Origin of the sequence: Methylobacterium sp. 275MFSha3.1, assembly GCF_900108435.1 — a bacterium.
GTDB lineage: Bacteria > Pseudomonadota > Alphaproteobacteria > Rhizobiales > Beijerinckiaceae > Methylobacterium.
Genome location: NZ_FNWP01000014.1, coordinates 51,069 through 71,119, shown reverse-complemented (window position 1 = coordinate 71,119; position 20,051 = coordinate 51,069). Strand labels below are relative to the sequence as shown.

Below are 20,051 nucleotides of genomic sequence, written 5' to 3'. Positions count from 1 at the left end.
GCGCCGCTACTGGCTGGCGCCGGGCTGCGCGACCACCGTGAAGCCCTGGCGCTCGAAGGAGCCCCGGGCCTCCGGGCCGCGCAGGTAGCCGAGCAGCGTCCCGGCATCCGGGTTGCGCGACTCCCGGGTCACCGCCGCCGGATAGACGATCGGCGGGTGGCTGTCGGCCGGGAAGGTCGCGACCACGTGGACGCTCGGGTCCGCGGCCGCGTCGGTGGCGTAGACGATGCCGAGCGGCGCCTCGCCCCGGGCGACCAGCAGGAGGGCGGCGCGCACGTTCTCGGCCTGGGCGACCTGCCCCTTCACGGCGTCCCAGGCGCCGAGCTTCTCCAGGGCGGCCTTGCCGTACTTGCCGGCGGGAACGGCGTCGATCGTCGCCATCGCCAGCCGCCCGCCGCCGAGGATCCGCGTCAGCGTGGTGCCGAGGTTCGGCGCCAGGGCCACCTGCGGATCCGCCGCGCTGTCCTTCGGCCCCGGGGCGATCAGCACCAGGGCGTTGCGCAGGAGGTCGATCCGCGAGCCGGCCTTCAGCAGCCCGGCCCGGTCGACGTAATCCATCCACGCGAGGTCGGCCGAGATGAACAGGTCCGCCGGCGCCCCCGCCTCGATCTGCTTCGCGAGGGCGTTCGAGCCGGCGTAGGAGATCCGCGCGGTCTTGCCGGTCGCCTTCGTCCAGGCTGCCGCGGCGTCGTCGAGGGCGTTCTTGAGGCTCGCGGCCGCGAACACGACGACCGGCTCGTCCGCCCGCGCGGCCCTGCCGGTCGGCGCGAGGACCAGCGCCGCGAGCGCGCAGGCGACCAGGATCCGTCGAGTCAGGGGCATCACGCAGATCTCTCCGGTCGCGACCCGCTATATACGGCGGGGAACGACGGGGATCATAGGCGCGCGCGGGCGGTCGGCCAAGGCCCGGCCACCCGGGTGACCGCGCGTCAGCCGAGCTTGGCCTCCGGCCGGTCCTTGGGCTCGGCTTCGGCCCGGTGGAGGCGGCTCAGCAGGACGAGGAGATGGCCCGGGAGCGGCCCGTCCGGTGCGGGACCGCCGAAGATCCGCTCGCGTGGTCGGGCAGGCACGGCCGCACCGTTGACGACCACGGGCCCGCGGGGGCCGGAACGCCGGGACTTGGTCACGCTGTACGCACCCTGCTCAATCGTGATTCACGTAAAAAGCCGGCAAAAACGCCGCGCAAGTCGGCCAGTTCCGCAGCTGCCGTACATCATTTGGTTAACGCGCGAACAACCTGCCTCATTCCTGGGCGCCCGCTCGCGCGAATCGGTGTCGCGCCGTCACCAGGTCCGGATGTCGTGCCGCTCGGTCGGGCGCGCCTCCGGCATGCCGTTCATGCCGTTCGCGACCAGCAAGGCCCAGAGCGTGGCGGCGCCCGCGGTCACGGCCGCGAAGGCGACGCTGATGAGGAGAGGCGCGGTCATGGCAGCACGATCGTCTGTCAAAACAGGCGCGCCGCTCCGGGAAGTGCGGCGCGCCCGAGTTGAGGGTCCGGCCTTGGGTAAGCCGAGATTGTTTAAGCACACGTGATGGCTGTGGACACTGGTTTGAGTCGCGCAGAAGATAAGTATTGGCGCTTGTGACCGTCCGGCAACAACGGGCGGAGTCGCCGGTCCGCTCCGCCGCCCTGCCCCGCGGCCTCACCCTTGCCGGGCCCGGATTTTTTCGCGCCAGCCCCTGGGCTGCGGCGCGCCCCGGCGTTACAGCCGGGCACCATGCTCGAAGGCCTGCCGCCCCATCGCCCGTCCCACGTCCTGCGTCTGCTGACCGACGAACGCTCGGCCCGCGCGATGACCGACCTCCTCGGCGAGATGTTCGATCCCACGGAGACCGCGGTGGCGGCCTTCGAGGACGAGGACGGGCGCACGTGGCGGCTTGAGGCCTACTTCGCGGACGCCCCCGACGAGGAGTACGTCCGCGAACTGATCCGCCCGGTCATCGGCGACGCGGCCGACGCGGCGGAGTTCCGCACGATCGACCAGCAGGACTGGGTGCGCGCGTCGCTGGAGGGCCTGAAGCCGGTCCGGGCCGGCCGGTTCCTCGTCCACGGCTCGCACGACCGCGACTCGGTCCGGGGCAACGATCTGGCCATCGAGATCGAGGCCGCCCTCGCCTTCGGGACCGGGCATCACGGAACGACGCTGGGCTGCCTCCGCGCCCTGGTCTCGGAACTCAAGCGCCGGCGCCCGGTCCACGTCCTCGATGTCGGCACGGGAACCGGGATCCTCGCCTTCGCGGCCGCCAAGGCCCTGCGGCAGCCTGTGGTGGCCGGCGACCTCGACGCGGAGGCTGTGCGCACGGCCCGCGAGAACGCCCGCGCCAACGGGCTCGGCCCCTATCTCAAGCTCTACGAGGGGCCCGGGGTCCGCCACCGCCTCGCCGACCGGCCGCGCCACTTCGATCTCGTCTTCGCCAACATCCTGGCCCGGCCACTCAGGCTCCTGGCGCCGACCCTGGCGCGGGTCGTCGCCACCGAGGGCGTGTTGGTCCTGTCCGGCCTGATCGAGCGCGACGTGCCCGGCGTGCTCTCCGCCTACCGCCTCCAGGGCTTCTCCCTCGTGCGGCGCGGCGTGATCGAGGGGTGGGTCGCTCTGGTCCTGACGCGCGGCGGTGCGGCGCAGCGTCCGCGGCGCTGACCCGCGCGGCATCGCCCCGAACTCCCCGCGCGCCGGCGTGTTGTCCGGCCATGAGCCAGACGTCGCTCCACGATCCGCCCGCTGACCCCATCGCCGAGGGCGCTCGCGCCCGGGCGCAGGGGCGGCCCAAGGATGCCTGCCCCTATCCGGCCGACTCGCCCGCGCGCCGGGCTTGGATCGAGGGCTACGATGGGGCACCCGCGGACCGGGCGCCGGACCTGCCGATCACGGACGGCTGATCAGCGCGCGGTGCGCAGCCGGCCCGGCCGGTCAGGCGCGCCCGCGGTCTCGGCCGGCGACCCAGGTGCATCCGCCTGCGACACCGGCGCGCCGAGCGCCGCCATCAGCGCGCGCAGGCCGTCGATCCACTCTTCGAGTTCGGCGAGCGAATCGAAGCCGTCGCGGCGGACGACCGTGTCGGGCTCGATCGTCACGACGGCGTCGAAGCGGCCGTCGGGTCTGTCGCTGATCCGGTAGTAAACGCGGCGTGGCATGTCTGAGTAATAAGCGAGAATCCGCGGCGTGATAAGATTGCTAACGATCTTTAAGCACCGCAACCGACCTCTGACCAACCTCTTTCTCATGACAACAGGGTGTTGCGACGCGGGAGCGGCGGGCGCTAGGCTCGCCGCATGACCGAGACCCATCCGTCCCGACAGCGTCAACGCTTCCAGAGCTTCGACGACCCGAGCCACCGGAAGGGTGCCGAGCGGATCGAGGCGCTGCGGGCCGCCTTGCGCGAGACCGGGCTCGACGGCTTCGTCGTGCCGCGGGCCGACGAGCACCAGTCGGAATACGTTCCCGCCGACGCCGAGCGGCTGGCCTGGCTCACGGGCTTCACCGGCTCGGCCGGGACGGCCGTCATCCTGATGGACTCCGCGGCACTGGTCGTCGACGGGCGCTATACGCTGCAGGCGCCCGAGCAGATCGATACCGGCCTCGTCACGGTGGTGCCGCTCGCCGAATCGACGCCGGAGGCCTGGGTCGGAGCCAACCTGCGGCGGGATCAGATACTCGGCTACGATCCCTGGCTGCACACCCCGGACGGTTTGGCGCGCCTGGAGCGGGCCGTGACCCGCGCCGGCGGGACCATGCGGGCGGTGCCGAACCTCGTCGACGCGGTCTGGGCCGGTCGGCCGCGGCCGCCGGCCGGTCCGGTGGTGGTCCATCCCGACGCGCTGTGCGGCGAGGGGGCCGCCGACAAGCTCGCCCGGATCCGGGCGGCGCTCGCCGAGGGCGGCTGCGATGCCCTGGTGATCTCCGACCCGCACAACCTGGCCTGGGCCTTCAACCTGCGCGGGTCCGACGTCGCCCACACGCCCCTGGCGCTGGGTTACGCCATCCTGCCGCGCGAAGGCCGGGCCCGGCTGTACCTCGTCTCTCCGAACGTCGATCCGGCCCTGCGGGCGGAACTCGCGCCGATCGCCGAGATCCTGCCGCGGGCGGACCTGGACGACGGGCTGGCATCCCTGGCGGGCGCGCGCGTCCGCCTCGACGCGGCCACGGGCGCCGTCGCCGTGAAGGAGAAGATCGAGGCCGCCGGCGGCACGGCCGATGTCGGCAAGGACCCGATAACCGGCATGAAGGCGGTCAAGAACGCCGCCGAGATCGCGGGCGCCCGCGCGGCCCATGTCCGGGACGGGGCGAGCGTCGCGCGCTTCCTCGCCTGGCTCGACGGTGCGGCCGTGGCCGGCGGCCTCACCGAGATCGCCGCCGTCGAGGCCCTGGAGGATTTCCGGGCCGCCGGCGGCGATCTGCGCGAGGTCTCGTTCCCCACGATCTCGGGTTCCGGACCGAACGGCGCGATCGTCCACTACCGGGTGAGCCGCGCCACGGACCGGGCGGTCCAGTCGGGCGAGCTGTTCCTGATCGATTCGGGAGCGCAGTACCCGGACGGCACCACCGACATCACCCGGACGGTCGCAGTCGGCGCGCCGAGCCCGGAGATGCGCGACCGGTTCACGCGGGTGCTGAAGGGGCACGTCGCCATCGCCCGGGCGGTGTTCCCGGTCGGCACGACCGGCGCCCAGATCGACGCCTTCGCGCGGGCACCGCTCTGGCAGGCGGGCCTCGACTTCGACCACGGCACCGGTCACGGCGTCGGCGCCTTCCTGTCGGTGCACGAGGGGCCGCAGCGGATCGCCAAGACCGGCACGGTGGCGCTCGAGCCCGGCATGATCCTGTCGAACGAGCCGGGCTACTACGCCCGCGGCGCCTACGGCATCCGGATCGAGAACCTCGTCCTGGTCGAGGCCCGCGCGATCGCGGGCGGGGAGCGCCCGATGCTCGGCTTCGAGACGCTGACGCTCGCTCCCTACGACCGCCGGCTGATCCGGCCGGACCTGCTCGAGCCCGGGGAGCGGGCCTGGATCGACGCCTATCATGCGAGGGTCCGCGAGACCCTGGCGCCCGGGCTCGACACCGCGACGCGCGACTGGCTCGAGCGGGCGACGGCGCCGCTCGAGGGGTGAGCCGGCCGCAGGGGATCCCGAACGCGGTCCGTGGTAAGACCCGACGCCATGGAAACGCCCGCGCCGAGCCCGACACGCCGCGCGTGAAACCGCGACCGCCCCGCGCGCGAAGGGACAGCATGATCCGCCGCCTCGTCCTCCTGATCCTGGCCCTCGCCGCGAGCCTCTCGGCCGCCGCGGCACAGGGGTTCCGCACGCCCGCGGACCTCGTGCGCGCGAGCCTCGTGGCCGAGTCCGCCGCGGTCGCCGGCGCGCAGCCCTTCACGCTGGCGGTGCGGATGCAGGTCAAGCCCGGCTGGCACGTCTACTGGCGCAACCCGGGCGATTCCGGCCTGCCCCCGGAGGTGACCTGGACCCTGCCGGCCGGCTTCAGCGCCGGCGCGATCCGGTGGCCGGCGCCGGAGCGCATCCCGATCGCGACTCTCATGAACTACGGCTACGAGGGTGAGGTCACGCTCCTCGTCCCGGTGACGCCGCCGCCGAGCCTCGACCCGGCCGACCCGGTGCGGATCCAGGCCAAGCTGACTTACCTCGTCTGCGAGACCGAGTGCGTGCCCGGCTCGGCCGATCTCGCCCTGACCCTGCCGGTCGGCAAGGCCGAGCCGGACCCGGCCAACGCCGCGCTGTTCGCGCGCGCCCGCGCTGCGCTCCCCGTGCCGGCGCTCTGGCCCTTGAGCCTGTCGAGCCAGGGCGACACCCTGCGCCTCGATTTCGCCGCGGCCGGCCTCAAGCCCGAGGCGGTCCGGAACGCCGCGTACTTCCCCTACGCCGAGACGGCGATCGACAACGCCGCCGCGCAGGTGATGAGCGTCGACGAGACCGGCCTGCACCTGACCCTCGCCCGGAGCAGCCCGACCGACCCGGTGCCCGCCGCGCTGCCCGGCGTCCTGACGGTCGAGGCGGTCGACGCCGCCGGGACCCGCCGGCTCGCCTTCGCGTACGGCGACGAGCCGGTGCTCCCGGCCGCCGCGGCGCCGGCCGCGACCGCGCCGCCCGCGACCGCGCCGGCCGCCGCCGACTTCGACGCGCTGACGCTGGCGACCGCCGCGGCCTTCGCCTTCCTCGGCGGCCTGATCCTCAACCTGATGCCCTGCGTCTTCCCGGTCCTGTCGATCAAGGTGCTCGGCCTCGTGCGGCACGCGGGCGAGGGGCCGGCCCGGCTGCGGCTCCACGGCCTCGCCTACACGGCCGGCGTCCTGGCGAGCTTCCTGGCGCTCGCCGCCGCGCTGATCGGCCTGAAGAGCGGCGGGGCCGCGATCGGCTGGGGGTTCCAGCTCCAGTCGCCCGCCATCGTGGCGGGGCTCGCCTACCTGCTGTTCGCGATGGGCCTGAGCCTCTCGGGCGCGGTCCATGTCGGCGGCCGGCTCGCCGGCCTCGGCGACGGCCTCACCCGGCGCGGCGGCCTGAGCGGCTCGTTCTTCACCGGCGTGCTCGCGACCCTGGTGGCGACGCCCTGCACGGCGCCGTTCATGGGCTCGGCGGTGGGCTTTGCGCTGACCCAGAGCGCCGGCGTGGCGCTCGCCGTCTTCGCGAGCCTCGGCCTCGGCCTCGCCCTGCCCTTCCTGCTCCTGACCCTCTGGCCGCCGGCCCTGCGGGCGCTGCCGCGGCCGGGCGCCTGGATGGAGACCCTCAAGCAGGTGCTGGCCTTCCCGGTCTACGCCACCGTGGCGTGGCTGATCTGGGTGCTGGCGCAGCAGGTCGACCCGCGCGGGCTGCTGGCGGCGCTGATCGGCCTCGTCCTCGTGGGCTTCGCCGCCTGGGCCTGGGAGCACGGCCGCGCCGCCCCGCCGCGGGCCGGCCGGGTCGCGCAGGCCGCCGCCGCGCTGGCGCTGATCGCCGTCGGGGCCCTCGCCGTCACCCTGCCCCGGGACCGCGCCGCGCCGGCCGCGCAGGCCGCCGCCGACGGGATCGAGCCGTTCACGCAGGCGCGCCTCGACGCCCTGGTCGACGCGCACCGCCCCGTCTTCGTGGACATGACCGCCGCGTGGTGCATCGCCTGCGCGGTCAACGAGGCGACCTCGCTCAACACCAAGGCCGTGCGGGCCGCGATGGCCGAGCGCGGCGTGACCTACATGAAGGGCGACTGGACCAACCAGAACCCCGAGATTACCCGCCTCCTGGAGAAGCACGGGCGCAGCGGCGTCCCGCTCTACCTGCTCTATACCGGGACGGGAGAGCCCCAGGTGCTGCCGCAGATCCTCACCGAGGGGACGGTCCTGGCGGCGCTGGAGGCGGTGCCGGCCGCCTCGGGCCGGAGCGCGGCGCTGGCGCGCTGAATCCCTGGAGACCGGGACGCGCGGATCTTCGCGGGCCCGTCCCACCGTCTTTGCGAGCGGAGCGAAGCAACCCAGCAGCGCCGCGCGCATCGGCGTCCCGCCGCCCTGGGTCGCTTCGCTGCGCTCGCGATGACGGTGCGCCGGAGCGAAGTCCTATCCGGACGGCCAGTGAGGCCGCCTCAGGCCTCCAGCGAGAAGGTCTCGTCGAAGGCGTAGCCCGAGCCCCGGACCGTACGGATCGGGTCGGTCTGGCGCGGGCCGTTCAGCGCCTTGCGCAGCCGCCCGACATGGACGTCGACGGTACGCTCGTCGATGTAGACGTCGTGGCCCCACACCCCGTCGAGGAGCTGCTCGCGGGAGAAGACCCGGCCCGGCGCCAGCATCAGGAATTCCAGGAGCCGGAACTCCGTGGGGCCCAGATGCAGCTCCTCGCCGCCGCGGCGGACGCGGTGGCCGGTGCGGTCGAGTTCCAGGTCGCCGGCCGCTAGCCGGTCCGAGACGTGGGCGGGCTTGGCCCGGCGCAGGAGCGCGCGGATCCGGGCGAGCAGCTCCGGGACCGAGAACGGCTTGACGATGTAGTCGTCGGCGCCCGTGCCGAGACCGCGGACGCGGTCGCCCTCCTCGCCCCGGGCGGTGAGCATAATCACCGGCAGGCGCTCGGTCTCCCGGCGCGCCCGGATCCGGCGGCACAGCTCGATCCCCGAGAGGCCGGGCAGCATCCAGTCGAGCAGGACGAGGTCCGGGATCCGCTCCGCCAGGAGCAGCTCGGCGTCGTCGCCGCGCGCCGCCGAATCCACCAGGAAGCCCTCGGCCTCCAGGTTGTAGCGGAGCAGCGTGCTCAGGGCCTCCTCGTCCTCGACGATCAGGACTTGCATGCTCACGTTCGAAGACTCGTTCTGCGGGCGGTCCCCGGATGGTGCAGGAGGCGCCGCCCCGCCTCAACCCGCACGGAGAGTGACCCCGGCCGCGCCCACAGGAAGGCGCCGGGGTCGGCGCCTCACGGCGCCTGCACGCCGTCCACGGTCGCGTAGTTCGACGCGTCGTTCTTCGGCCGGTCACCCGCCAGCGTCTCGCCCGTGGCGAGGTAGTGGATCGTCTCGGCGATGTTGGTGGTGTGGTCGCCGATGCGCTCGACGTTCTTCGCGCAGAACAGGAGATGCGTGCAGAACGAGATGTTGCGCGGATCCTCCATCATGTAGGTCAGGAGCTCGCGGAACAGGGAATTGTACAGGGCGTCGATCTCGCCGTCGCGCTCCCAGACGTCGTGGGCCGCCTGGACGTCGCGGCTCCCGTAGGCGTCGAGCACGTCCTTGAGCTGACCCTCGGCGAGGTCGCTCATGTGGCGCACGCCGAGCACGATCTTCTGGGCCGGCGCCTGGTCGGAGATCGCCACCACGCGCTTGGCGACGTTCTTGGCGAGGTCGCCGATCCGCTCCAGATCGCCGGAGACGCGGATCGCCGAGATGGTCTCGCGCAGGTCGATCGCCAGGGGCTGGCGCCGGGCGATCAGCAGCACGGCGCGCTCCTCGATGTCCCGCTGCAGCGCGTCGAGGCGCTTGTCGGCGAGGATCACCGCCTGGGCGAGCGTGTCGTCCCGGCGCACGAGGGCGTCGGTCGCCTCCGCGGTCATCTTCTCGGCGACGCCGCCCATCTCCGAGATCGAGCGACGCAGGTTCTCCAGGTCGGTGTCGTAGGAGGTGACGATATGGCCGGGCATGGCGGATCCTTCGATGGGGTCCCGGGGACGGCCCTCCGGGAGGCTTGCGGGACCCGCCGGCGCGCCGGAGACGCGAGCGGCGGTCCCGGGACCGGAGCGGCCCGGCAGACTAGCCGAAGCGGCCGGTGATGTAGTCCTGCGTGCGGCGTTCCGTCGGGTTCATGAACATCCGGTTGGTCGGACCGAACTCGACGAGCTGCCCCAGATACATGAAGGCGGTGAACTGCGAGATGCGCGCCGCCTGCTGCATGTTGTGGGTGACGATCACGATGGTGAACTCGTCGCGCAGCTGCTCGATCAGCTCCTCGATGCGGCCGGTGGAGATCGGGTCGAGCGCCGAGGTCGGCTCGTCGAACAGGATCACCTCCGGCTTCTGCGCCACCGTCCGGGCGATGCACAGGCGCTGCTGCTGGCCGCCCGACAGGCCGGTCCCGGGCTGCCGGAGCTTGTCCTTCACCTCGTCCCAGAGGGCGGCCTTGCGCAGGGATTCCTCGATCCGGCCGTCGAACTCGGATTTCGGCAGCTTCTCGTAGAGGCGCAGGCCGAAGGCCACGTTGTCGTAGATCGACATCGGGAACGGCGTCGGCTTCTGGAACACCATGCCGATGCGCGAGCGCAGCTCGTTCAGGTCGACGGAGGGGCTGAGGATGTTCTCGCCGTCGAGCAGGATCTCGCCCTCCGCGCGCTGCTCCGGGTAGAGGCTGTAGATCCGGTTGAAGCAGCGCAGCAGGGTGGACTTGCCGCAGCCGGAGGGGCCGATCAGCGCCGTCACCTGCCGGTCGTGGAAGTTGAGGTTGACGTCCTTCAGCCCGTGGAAGCTGCCGTAGTAGAAGTTCAGGTCCTTGACGGCGATCCGCACGGGGCCGCCCTCTTCGGCGCGGTTGCGGTTCAGCTCGACCGTGGGGATCGCGGAGGCGGCGTTCATCGTCGTGTCCTCGAAAGGGGGCTTAGCGCGAGGCCTGCGGCTTGATCACGAGGCGCGCGATGATCGACAGCGCCAGGATGGTGGTGGTGATCAGGAGCGCGCCCGCCCAGGCCAGGCCCTGCCAGTTCGGGTAGGGCGAGAGGGCGAACTGGTAGATCATCACCGGCAGGTTCGCGACGCCGCCCATCAGGTTGGCCGAGAACCAGGAATTGTTGTTGAGCGCGGTGAACAGCAGCGGCGCGGTCTCGCCGGCGATGCGGGCGAGAGCCAGGATGATGCCGGTGACGATTCCGGCCGAGGCCGCCCGCCAGGTCACGCTCATGATCACCGTCGAGGGCGGCGCGCCGAGCGCCGCGCCGGCCTCCCGCAGGGTGCCGGGCACGAGGCGCAGCATGTCCTCGGTGGTGCGCACGATCACCGGCACGGCGATGATCGCCAGCGCCACGCCGCCGGCCCAGCCCGAGTAGGTGCCCATCGGCCGCACCATCAGCGTGTAGACGAACAGGCCGATCAGGATCGACGGCGCCGAGAGCAGGACGTCGTTGAGGAAGCGGATCAGGGCGGCCAGCTTCGAGCCGCGCCCGTACTCGGCCAGGAAGGTCCCGGCCATGACGCCGACCGGCGTCGCGATCAGGATGCCGATCCCGGTCAGAACGAGGCTGCCCAGGATGGCGTTGGCGATGCCGCCGCCCTCCGAGCCCGGGCCCGGGGTCGGGTTGGTGAACAGGGTCGGCGTGAAGCCGCGCACGCCCTGGACGATCAGCATCACCAGGATCGAGCCGAGGACCAGGGCACCCACCACGGTGGCGCCGGTGCAGGCGACGCGCAGGGTCCGGTCGGCGACGCGGCGCCCCTGGCGGACCCGGCCGGGGCGGCGCTGGGCGGTGGCGGCGATCGTGCTGGAGGAAACCATCGCGCGTGCTCCTCAGGCGGCCTGGACGCGGCGCGTCAGCAGCCGGGCGATGATGAGCACCACGAAGGTGATCACGAACAGGATGCAGCCCAGAGCCATCAGCGCGTTCAGCTGGAGGCCGTCCGCCTCGTTGAACTCGTTGGCGATGCGCGACGCGATGGTCGAGCTGGGGTCGAAGATCGAGGCCGAGAGCCGGTTGGCGTTGCCGACCACGAAGGTCACCGCCATCGTCTCGCCGAGCGCCCGGCCGAGGCCGAGCATGATCGCGCCGATGATCGAGACGGCCGCCTGCGGCACCAGCACGTGGCGCACGACCTCCCAGGTGGTGCAGCCGATCCCGTAGGCGCTCTCGCGCAGCACGGTCGGGATCTGGTCGAGCATGTCGCGGGCGATCGAGGCGATGAACGGCACGATCATGATCGCCAGGATGATCCCGGCGGTGAAGACGCCGACGCCCGACGGCACCCGGGCGTAGAACAGCGTGCCGACGATCGGCATGCCCTCCACGAGGTTCGAGACCGGGATCTGGACGTAGCGCGCCAGGAGCGGCGCGAACACGAACAGGCCCCACATGCCGTAGATGATGCTCGGCACGGCCGCGAGCAGCTCGATCGTCATGGCGACCGGCTTGCGGGCCCAGCCCGGACAGAGCTGGGTGAGGTAGACCGCGATGCCCAGCGAGACGGGCACGCCGATCAGCAGGGCCAGGAAGGCGGAGGCGACAGTCCCGATCACCGCGACCAGGGCGCCGTACTGCTCGGTCCCGACGTTCCAGGCGCTGGAGGTCAGGAAGCCGAAGCCGAACTCGCGGAAGGCGGGCCAGCCGCCGTACAGGATCGAGCCGAGGATGCCGGCGAGCACGAGCAGCACCAGCAGGGCCGCGCCGTACGAGCAGGTCCGGAACAGCGTGTCGAGGCTCCGGCTCGGCGCCTTCCGCGCGGTCGCGGAACGGGTTCGGCCGAGGGCGATCGATTCGGTCAAAGCGGGCATCCGCGGTTCTCTGCGAAGGGGGGCGTGGTAGCGCGGTGCGTTCCCGGAAGCGAGGGAGGAGGTTCTCACCCCCTCCCCGCCACGCTCACATGTTGAGGACAGGCTTGCCGTCCTTGCCCTTCACGTCCTTCCACTCCTGGTGGATCAGTTCGACGACGTTGTCCGGCAGCGGGACGTAGTCGAGGTCGGTGGCGAGCGTGTCGCCGTTCTTGTAGGCCCAGTCGAAGAACTTGAGCACGGCGGCGGACTTGGCCGGATCGGCGGCGTCCTTGTGGACCAAGATGAAGGTCGCCGCCGTGATCGGCCACGCCGCCTCGCCCGGCTGATTGGTCAGCGAGATGCCGAAGCCCGGGGTCGCCTTCCAGTCGGCGCTCGCCGCCGCGGCCTGGAACGCCTTGTCGTCGGGCTGCGGGTACTGGCCGGCCTTGTTCTGCAGCAGGGCGTAGGAGAGCTTGTTCTGCTTGGCGTAGGCCGACTCGACGTAGCCGATGGCGTTCGGAACCTGCTTGACGGTGGCGGTCACGCCCTCGTTGCCCTTGCCGCCCTGACCGACCGGCCAGGAGATCGTCGTGGCCGCGCCGTACTCCTTCTTCCAGGGCTCGGAGACCTGGGACAGGTAGGTGGTGAAGATGTTGGTCGTGCCCGACGCGTCGGAGCGGTAGACCGGGGTGATGTTGGCGTCGGGCAGCTTCAGCCCGTCATTGAGCTTGGCGATGCGCGGATCGCTCCACTTCGCGATCTTGCCGGCGTAGATGTCGGCCAGCACGTCGCCGGTGAGCTTCAGCTTGCCGGGCTCGATCCCGGGGATGTTCACCACCGGCACGACGCCGCCCATCACGGTCGGGAACTGGACGAGGCCGTCCTTGGCCAGCTGCTCGGGCTTCAGGGGCGCGTCGGTGGCGCCGAAATCGACCGTCTTGGCCTGGATCTGCTTGATGCCGCCGCCGGAGCCGATCGACTGGTAGTTGAGGCCCGAGCCGGTCTCCTTGCGATAGGCCTCGGCCCACTTCGAGTAGACCGGGAACGGGAAGGTGGCGCCGGCGCCGGTGATATCGGCGGCGAGCGCCGCGGACGCCAGCTGAACCGTCGCGAGGCCGACGGCGAGCGCGTAAGCGAAGGGTCTCAAAGGAATCTCCGTTGCCGTCGGGCTAGAGCCTGCGCTGCCCCGCCGGCGGGCCCGTGCCCGCGGCAGAGCCCTGCGGCCGATCTTCCGAAGAGACCCAGCGCCGGCCGCCCGATGGCCGGGCGGTTACGACAAGTAGATGACACCGGGATGACACGGGGGATGACGGGGGGACGACACGGGGGACGACACCGCGCGTCGGCCGGGCGCGGCACGGTTCCGGCCTCTCGCGCGTTCCTCTCAGCCAGGAGCGGCAGCCGGCAGCAGAAGGACGCGCGGATCGTGGGCGGCGACGAGGTGGATGCGGCGACGGAATCCGATCCGGCCTGGCTGGCCCTGCACGCCGAGCGGGAGGCCGTGGAGCGGGCGCTCGCGCTGGCGCAGGCCCGGCAGAAATTCAGCCCCGACCCGGACGCGGCCTCCGCGGCGCGCGTCGAGGAGGCGGAGCTGCTGGTGAGCCTCGACCGCGTGCTGACGCTGATTCGTGCGGCCGAGTACCGTCGCCGGCCGGGGGCGCGCCGCTGGTGAGGCCGCCGCCCCGGGTCAGACCGCCCGGCGCAGCTCCCGCTCCTTCTGGCGCAGGCGCAGGAGCAGCTCGACATGCGTGTCGGTGATCGGCTGCGTGTCGACGCTGCCCTCGTAGACCGTGCGGAGCGTGAGGCCGAGCTGGCGGGTGTCGACCGCCCGCTTCAGTGGCTGTCCCGCGGGCAGAGACCCATCGGAGTCGACGACTGACGGCTTCATGGCTCCTCCCGCCCTTCGACCGCCCAACCCTGCCGCGGTACCGGGATGACAGCATTCTCACGATGAATAGTTAACGAATTATTACCTTCAACCAACGGTTAAGGTTGACGCCGGTTCACGCGTCGGCGCCCTGGAGGAGTCGCGCGGCCGCCGCCCGGGCCTCGTCGGTGACGGTGGCGCCCGCCAGCATCCGGGCGATCTCCTCGCGGCGCTCGGCGACCGGCAGGCTCGCCACCCGCGTGGCGACGCGGCCGGCCCCTTTCACGGGGGCCTTGGCGATCAGGAAATGCGTCTCCGCCCGCGCGGCGACCTGGGGCGCGTGGGTGACCGCGACCACCTGCACGGTCGCCGCCAGCCGGGCGAGCCGCATCCCGATGGCGTCCGCCACCGCGCCGCCCACGCCGGTATCGATCTCGTCGAAGATGAGCGTCGGGGCCGAGCCCTTGTCGGCCAGCACGACCTTCAGCGCCAGCATGAAGCGCGACAGCTCGCCGCCCGAGGCGACCTTCATCATCGGGCCGGGCTTGGTCCCGGGATTGGTCTGGGCCCAGAACTCGACCCTGTCGGTGCCGGCCGGGTCGCGGGAATCCGGGTCCGTGGCGATCTCGGTGATGAAGCGGGCGCGCTCCAGCTTGAGCGGCGGCAGCTCGGCCTTCACGGCCGCGTCGAGCTGCTTGGCCGCCCGGCGCCGCCCGGCGCTGAGCTTCTCGGCCGCCTCGGCGTAGGCGGCCTCCGCCGTCGCGAGCGCCTGCTCCAGCCCAGCCAGGGCCGCCTCGCCGGCATCGATCGCCGCCACGTCGCCGGCGTAGCGCTCCGCCAGGGCGGCGAGGTCGTCGGCCGCGACGTCGTACTTGCGGGACGCGGCGCGCAGGGCGAAGAGCCGCTCCTCGACGCGCTCCAGGTCGCGGGGATCGAACTCCGTCTCGGCCACCGCCGCCTCGAGGACCGCGCGGGCTTCGTCGAGGGCGACCATCGCGGCGTCGAGGACGTTCACGCACGGGTCCACCAGGGCCGGCAGCTGCGCGGCGCGCCGCTCCAGCTTGCGCAGGGCGGCCGAGAGGTGCGGCACGCCGGAATGGGGGCCGCCGACGGCCTCGAGCGCCTCGTTGAGCTCGCGCGCGACCTTCTCGGATTGCTGCATGATCGTGCGGCGCTCGGCGAGCTGGGCCTCCTCACCGGCGAGCGGCGCCAGTGCGGCGAGCTCCTCCACGGCGTGGCGCAGGAAGTCGGATTCCTTGCGGGCCGCCTCCACGCGGGCGCGGTGCTCGGCGAGTTCGGTGCGGGCATGCCGCACGGTCCGCGACGCGGCGGCGACCTTCGCGAGCTGGGTCTGGAGGCCGCCGAAGGCATCGAGGATCGCCCGGTGCGAGGCGGGATCGGCCAGCGCCCGGTCATCGTGCTGACCGTGGATCTCCACGAGGGCCGCGCCGATCGCCCGCAGGACCTGCACGCCCACCGGCTGGTCGTTGACGAAGGCGCGGGTCCGGCCGTCCGCCATTTGGGTCCGGCGCAGGATCAGGTCGCCCTCGGTGTCGATCTCGGCCTCGGCCGCGATCCGACGCGCCGGATGGTCGAGGGGCAGATCGAACACCGCCGTGACCGCGCCCTGCGCCTCGCCGTGGCGGACGAGGCGGCCGTCGCCGCGGCCGCCGAGCGCCAGGGCGAAGGCGTCGAGCAGGATCGATTTGCCCGCGCCTGTCTCCCCGGTCAGGACGCTGAGCCCCGATCGGAAATTCAGTTCGAGCCTGTCGATCAGGACGATGTCGCGGATCGCGAGCTGCGCCAGCATGCGGCGACGGGGATTCCTCAGGATGGGACCGCAGACATAAGGCCGCCGCGGCGCGGATTCACCCCAAAAATGCGTCGCACCGCGCGGTCGGTGCAACGCGCCGGGCGCCGCAATGGGCAAGGCCCGGAGCGGCGGCTCCGGGCCTCGAGGTTTCGTGGGCGATCCCCGCGCGGGCGCGGCGGCTTACTGGGCCGAGGCGGTCTTGCCCGTGACGGTCCGGTAGATCTTCGAGAGGAACGAGCTCTTCTCCTCGCGGGGCTCGAGACCGCCCTGCGCCAGCAGCGCGTGGGCGTCCTTGTACCAGGGGCTCTCCGGGAAGTTGTGGCCGAGCACCGCGGCGGCGTTCTGCGCCTCCTGGGTGATGCCGAGCGCCCAGTAGGCCTCGGTCAGGCGCTCGAGCGCCTCCTCGGCGTGCCGGGTGGTCTGATACTTGGCGACCACGTCGCGGAAGCGGTTGATCGCCGCCGGGAAATTGCGCTTCTCGAGGTAGAAGCGGCCGATCTCCATCTCCTTGCCGGCGAGCTGATCGCGGGTGATCTGGATCTTCGCCTTCGCGTCCGCGGCGTATTCGGAGGTCGGGTACTTCTGCACCAGCTCCTGCAGCGCGACGAGGGCCTTCTCGGAGCGCTCCTGATCGCGGGTGACGTCCGGGATCTGCTTATAGTTCGACATCGCCATCAGGTACTGCGCGTAGGCCGCATCCTTGCTGGCCGGATGGCGCTGCAGGTAGCGCTTCGAGGCGCTGATCGCGTCGTCGTACTTCTGGCCCTCGTAATTGGCGTATGCCGTCATCAGCAGCGCCTTCCGGGACCAATCGGAGTACTGGTACTGCTTGTCCAGGCTGTCGAACTTCTTGACCGCGCCCTCGTAGTCGCTGTCCTCGAGCTTGGCGAGGCCGTCGCTGTACAGCTTGTCGGCCGGAACGTCCGGAACGACCTCCGGCTTGTACTTCTCGGCGAAGATGCTCGTCGGGTCGAAGTCGCAGCCGCCGAGGCCCAGGCCGAGGATGGCCACGAGGGGCGCCGCGAAGGCCGCCGCCCGGCGATGACGAATGGTGACAGGCATCTGGCGCTCTTTCCCGGAACCGGCGCCGTTGCGCGCCGTCATGCCATCGCGTGGGTGGATCCGGCCCGCCCCGGGCCGTGCCCGCCGTTCACGGACCGTTAAACCGTGCCGTTCGATTCGGGCACGAAAGCGGCAAGGCTGCGGCAGTCAGGATCGGTTGCGGGCTGTGGCCCGTCGGTCACAGGGGCTACAGGTCGCCCGCGAAGGCGGCGAGGCCCAGGCCGGCGCCGAGTTCGGACAGCACGGTCTCGCGGCGCGAGCCCTGCGCCTCGACGATGGCGTAGTTTGCCCGGTCGGCGAACAGGGCCGACAGCACCCCGACATTCATCCGGTGGCCGCCGCAATAGGAGCGGTAGGCTCCCTGAATCGGCAGGCCCGCCAGGGCGAGGTCGCCGATGGCGTCGAGGATCTTGTGGCGGACGAACTCGTCCTGGAAGCGCAGGCCTTCGGGATTGACCACCGCGGTCTCGCCGACCGCCACGGTGTTCTCCAGGGAGGCGCCGAGGGCGAAGCCCGCCTTCCAGTAGCGCTCCACGTCGCGCATCATCCCGAAGGTGCGGGCGCCGGCGATCTCGCGGCGGTAGGTCGCGGGCGACAGGTCCATCGCCTTGCGGGAACGGCCGATCACCGGGCTCTCGAAGTCGATCTCGACGTCGAGGCGGAAGCCGCGGTCGATCGGGCGCAGTTCCGCGAAGGATGTCCCGGTCTCGATGCGGACGTGGCGGAGGATCTTGAGCCAGCGCCGCGGCGTGTCGCAGGTGGCGATGCCGGTCTGGTCGATCGCCTGGACGAAGGGGAGCGCGGACCCGTCGAGGATCGGCATCTCGGGGCCGTCGATCTCGACCAGAGCGTTGTCGACGCCCAGCCCGTACAGGGCGGACATCAGGTGCTCGACGGTGGCGACCGCGCCGGTCTCGACGTCACCCAGGACGGTGCAGAGTTCGGTGGCGGAGACGAGGGCGTGATGCGCCTTGATCAGGCGGTCGTTGCCGTGGGTGGTGCCGGTGCGGAGGAAAGCGATGCCGTGATTGGCTGGAGCGGGTCGGATGGTGATCTCGGCGGGGTTGCCGGAGTGAACTCCGATCCCCGAGAGAGTCGCCGGCCCTTTGAGGGTCGTCTGTTTATGCGTTCGCATTCCTTAGCCCCCGGGCGCGATCATTTCCGCCACCCCGACTGGGGGTGAGGAGAAACTGACTGATCCGTCCGCTGCTTGATGCCCTAGCCCACGCGATCAGGTTGTGTCCTGCTGCGTGTCGTCTCGATCACATGGTTTCTATAGCTGCGCCGCACAGGGCAGCCAAATCACGGATTCTTACGGTCTGTTACAGACACGCTTAGCGGTTCGTCACCACAAAGCGCTGCTCCACCAAAGGCTTAAAGGTTGGTTAATGCGTGACTAACCCGCGGCCGTTCTGTGGCGCGGATGCACCATGCGCCACGGCTCGAGAGCCGCGGCGCACAGCCTCGTCGAGCCCTATTCCTCACCGCAACAACCATGAGTTGCTTTGCTGCAGCGCGAAGGGGCCGGCGGTTTCCCGCCAGCCCCGGGCCGTGCCGGAGACCCGGCCCGGTCAGTTCGCCTGACGGCGGAGGAAGGCCGGGATCTCGAGCTGATCGTCGTCCATCATCCGCGGCTGGGGCGCGGCCCGGCCCTGACCGTCGAGGTTGCCCTGGGCCGGGCGGTACTGCGGGACCGCGGGGGCGGCCGGAGCGCGCGGGGCCGGCGGCACGTGGGGCTGGGCCATGTGGGGCTGGGCCATGTGCGACTGGGCCATGTGCGACTGGGCCATATGCGGCTGCGGGGCGGCTGGCGAGGCCGGCCGGGCCGCCGGGGCGCCGTCCATGTCCTCGCGGCGGCCGCCGAAGCCCACCGTCGCGAGCCGGCGCAGCAGCGAGGTCCGCTTGGATTCCGGGGCGGCCTCCTCGGCAGCGCGGTTCGCCATGATCTGCGTCTGGGCGATCGGCGGCAGCTCGTGGATCTGCGGCATGCGCGGGGCGCGGGCGAGCGGCGTGCCCGTCGGGGCGGCCGGACGCGGCGGCACGAACGGGCCGGCCTCGACGGCGGGCGCCGCCTCGACGCGCTGCGGCGCGGGGGCCGGGACGAACGGCGCCGCGGCGCGCGCCTGGACCGGGGCGAGCACGACGTCGTCGCGGGTCATCGGCGCGGCGGCCTCGATGCGGCTGTCGATCCGCGACTCGGGGCGCATCTCGGGGGCCGCGAGCGGCGCGGGGGCCGGGGCGGGCATCGGCGCCGGGGCGACCGACTCGGTGCGGATGCTCGGCACCGGCGAGGCGGCGCGCGAGCGGGCCTCGGCGCGCAGGCGCTCGGCAACCTCGGCGATGCGCTGCTCGGTCTCGGCGATGGCCGGGTTGTTGGGCGAGTTCGCCGAGATCAGCGCCGGCTCGATGCCGGTGGCGACCACCGACACGCGGATGATGCCGTCGAGGCTCTCGTCGAAGGTGGCGCCCAGGATGATGTTGGCGTCCTGGTCGACCTCCTCGCGGATGCGGGTGGCGGCCTCGTCGAGCTCGTAGAGGGTCAAGTCGGAGCCGCCGGTGATCGAGATCAGCAGGCCGCGGGCGCCCTTCATCGAGACGTCGTCGAGCAGCGGGTTGGCGATGGCGGCCTCGGCGGCGCGGTTGGCGCGCTTCTCGCCGGACGCCTCGCCGGTGCCCATCATGGCCTTGCCCATGCCGCGCATGATCGCCCGGACGTCGGCGAAGTCGAGGTTGATGAGGCCCTCCTTCACCATCAGGTCGGTGATGCAGGCGACGCCCGAGTAGAGCACTTGGTCGGCCATCGCGAAGGCGTCCGCGAAGGTGGTCTTCTCGTTGGCGACCCGGAACAGGTTCTGGTTCGGGATCACGATCAGGGTGTCGACCGCGGCCTGCAGCTCCTGGATGCCGGACTCGGCGGTCCGCATGCGGCGCATGCCCTCGAACTGGAACGGCTTGGTCACGACCCCGACCGTCAGGATGCCCATGTCGCGGGCGGCGCGGGCGATGACCGGCGCGGCGCCGGTGCCGGTGCCGCCGCCCATGCCGGCGGTGATGAAGCACATGTGGGCGCCGGAGAGCTGGTCGCGGATCTCGTCGATCACCTCGTCGGCGGCGGCCGAGCCGACCTCCGGGTGCGATCCGGCGCCGAGGCCCTGGGTGACGCCCAGGCCCATCTGGATCACCCGCTCGGCCTTCGAGGAGGTGAGCGCCTGCGCGTCGGTGTTGGCCACGACGAACTCGCAGCCGAGGAGGCCCGACTCGATCATGTTGTTGACGGCGTTGCCGCCGGCGCCGCCGACGCCGAAGACGGTGATGCGGGGCTTCAGTTCCCGGATGTCCGGCGCCTGGAGGGTGATGGCCATGGTGTCGAGCCTCTCGCTAACTGTGCTGTCCGTGCGA

20 protein-coding genes are annotated in these 20,051 nt (G+C 71.8%); 5 read left to right on the top strand and 15 right to left on the bottom strand.

Annotated elements, in window-relative coordinates:
- Positions 1-6: 6 nt before the first annotated feature.
- From modA to BLW78_RS31405, 3 genes are all read right to left on the bottom strand, one after another.
- Positions 7-822, bottom strand: a complete 816-nt coding sequence (modA, locus tag BLW78_RS17660; protein ID WP_091681116.1) for a molybdate ABC transporter substrate-binding protein — start codon at positions 820-822, stop codon at positions 7-9.
- A 107-nt stretch (positions 823-929) separates the two neighbouring features.
- The gene (locus BLW78_RS17655) at positions 930-1,070 is read right to left on the bottom strand and encodes a hypothetical protein (RefSeq protein ID WP_234082796.1); all 141 of its coding nucleotides are present in this window, start codon (positions 1,068-1,070) and stop codon (positions 930-932) included.
- Between the two features lie 213 nt (positions 1,071-1,283).
- Positions 1,284-1,427, bottom strand: a complete 144-nt coding sequence (locus BLW78_RS31405; RefSeq protein WP_020094149.1) for a hypothetical protein — start codon at positions 1,425-1,427, stop codon at positions 1,284-1,286.
- A 291-nt stretch (positions 1,428-1,718) separates the two neighbouring features.
- Here BLW78_RS31405 and BLW78_RS17650 point away from each other — a divergent pair, with 291 nt between their 5' ends.
- Entirely contained in the window at positions 1,719-2,639 is a 921-nt protein-coding gene (locus BLW78_RS17650; RefSeq protein ID WP_091681114.1) for a 50S ribosomal protein L11 methyltransferase, read from the top strand.
- A gap of 50 nt (positions 2,640-2,689) precedes the next feature.
- On the top strand, positions 2,690-2,878 hold the full coding sequence (locus BLW78_RS17645) for a ribosome modulation factor (RefSeq protein WP_091681112.1): 189 nt from the start codon (positions 2,690-2,692) through the stop codon (positions 2,876-2,878).
- On the opposite strand, the gene BLW78_RS17640 is transcribed toward BLW78_RS17645, so the two are convergent.
- A complete protein-coding gene (locus BLW78_RS17640) occupies positions 2,879-3,073 on the bottom strand; it encodes a hypothetical protein (RefSeq protein ID WP_244492334.1) in 195 nt (64 codons plus the stop codon). It lies immediately after the preceding gene.
- Between the two features lie 198 nt (positions 3,074-3,271).
- Between BLW78_RS17640 and BLW78_RS17635 the strand changes: the two genes are divergently transcribed.
- Together BLW78_RS17635 and BLW78_RS17630 are read left to right on the top strand one after the other, a co-directional pair.
- Positions 3,272-5,110: an aminopeptidase P family protein gene (locus BLW78_RS17635; protein ID WP_091681110.1), complete on the top strand. Its 1,839-nt coding sequence runs from the start codon at positions 3,272-3,274 to the stop codon at positions 5,108-5,110.
- A gap of 119 nt (positions 5,111-5,229) precedes the next feature.
- Positions 5,230-7,386 carry a protein-disulfide reductase DsbD family protein gene (locus tag BLW78_RS17630; RefSeq protein WP_170855179.1) on the top strand — a complete coding sequence of 719 codons (2,157 nt, stop codon included), beginning with the start codon at positions 5,230-5,232 and terminating at the stop codon, positions 7,384-7,386.
- Positions 7,387-7,565: 179 nt separating this feature from the next.
- On the opposite strand, the gene phoB is transcribed toward BLW78_RS17630, so the two are convergent.
- From phoB to pstS, 6 genes are all read right to left on the bottom strand, one after another.
- The gene (gene phoB, locus BLW78_RS17625) at positions 7,566-8,261 is read right to left on the bottom strand and encodes a phosphate regulon transcriptional regulator PhoB (protein ID WP_042671704.1); all 696 of its coding nucleotides are present in this window, start codon (positions 8,259-8,261) and stop codon (positions 7,566-7,568) included.
- A gap of 122 nt (positions 8,262-8,383) precedes the next feature.
- Positions 8,384-9,103, bottom strand: a complete 720-nt coding sequence (gene phoU / locus BLW78_RS17620; RefSeq protein WP_020094142.1) for a phosphate signaling complex protein PhoU — start codon at positions 9,101-9,103, stop codon at positions 8,384-8,386.
- A gap of 109 nt (positions 9,104-9,212) precedes the next feature.
- Entirely contained in the window at positions 9,213-10,028 is an 816-nt protein-coding gene (pstB, locus tag BLW78_RS17615; protein WP_091681109.1) for a phosphate ABC transporter ATP-binding protein PstB, read from the bottom strand.
- A 22-nt stretch (positions 10,029-10,050) separates the two neighbouring features.
- Positions 10,051-10,941, bottom strand: a complete 891-nt coding sequence (pstA, locus tag BLW78_RS17610; RefSeq protein WP_020094140.1) for a phosphate ABC transporter permease PstA — start codon at positions 10,939-10,941, stop codon at positions 10,051-10,053.
- Between the two features lie 12 nt (positions 10,942-10,953).
- On the bottom strand, positions 10,954-11,931 hold the full coding sequence (gene pstC, locus BLW78_RS17605) for a phosphate ABC transporter permease subunit PstC (protein WP_026605081.1): 978 nt from the start codon (positions 11,929-11,931) through the stop codon (positions 10,954-10,956).
- An 85-nt stretch (positions 11,932-12,016) separates the two neighbouring features.
- Positions 12,017-13,057: a phosphate ABC transporter substrate-binding protein PstS gene (gene pstS / locus BLW78_RS17600; RefSeq protein ID WP_020094138.1), complete on the bottom strand. Its 1,041-nt coding sequence runs from the start codon at positions 13,055-13,057 to the stop codon at positions 12,017-12,019.
- A 279-nt stretch (positions 13,058-13,336) separates the two neighbouring features.
- Between pstS and BLW78_RS17595 the strand changes: the two genes are divergently transcribed.
- The gene (locus BLW78_RS17595; protein WP_020094137.1) at positions 13,337-13,582 is read left to right on the top strand and encodes a hypothetical protein; all 246 of its coding nucleotides are present in this window, start codon (positions 13,337-13,339) and stop codon (positions 13,580-13,582) included.
- Between the two features lie 15 nt (positions 13,583-13,597).
- Here BLW78_RS17595 and BLW78_RS17590 read toward each other — a convergent pair whose 3' ends face one another.
- From BLW78_RS17590 to ftsZ, 5 genes are all read right to left on the bottom strand, one after another.
- Entirely contained in the window at positions 13,598-13,798 is a 201-nt protein-coding gene (locus tag BLW78_RS17590; RefSeq protein WP_020094136.1) for a hypothetical protein, read from the bottom strand.
- 115 nt (positions 13,799-13,913) lie between these two features.
- A complete protein-coding gene (gene recN / locus BLW78_RS17585) occupies positions 13,914-15,587 on the bottom strand; it encodes a DNA repair protein RecN (RefSeq protein ID WP_056534038.1) in 1,674 nt (557 codons plus the stop codon).
- Positions 15,588-15,770: 183 nt separating this feature from the next.
- A complete protein-coding gene (locus tag BLW78_RS17580; protein ID WP_091681209.1) occupies positions 15,771-16,652 on the bottom strand; it encodes an outer membrane protein assembly factor BamD in 882 nt (293 codons plus the stop codon).
- Positions 16,653-16,839: 187 nt separating this feature from the next.
- Positions 16,840-17,787, bottom strand: a complete 948-nt coding sequence (gene lpxC, locus BLW78_RS17575) for a UDP-3-O-acyl-N-acetylglucosamine deacetylase (protein WP_020094133.1) — start codon at positions 17,785-17,787, stop codon at positions 16,840-16,842.
- Positions 17,788-18,223: 436 nt separating this feature from the next.
- Positions 18,224-20,014: a cell division protein FtsZ gene (gene ftsZ, locus BLW78_RS17570; RefSeq protein WP_020094132.1), complete on the bottom strand. Its 1,791-nt coding sequence runs from the start codon at positions 20,012-20,014 to the stop codon at positions 18,224-18,226.
- Between the last annotated feature and the right edge of the window lie 37 nt (positions 20,015-20,051).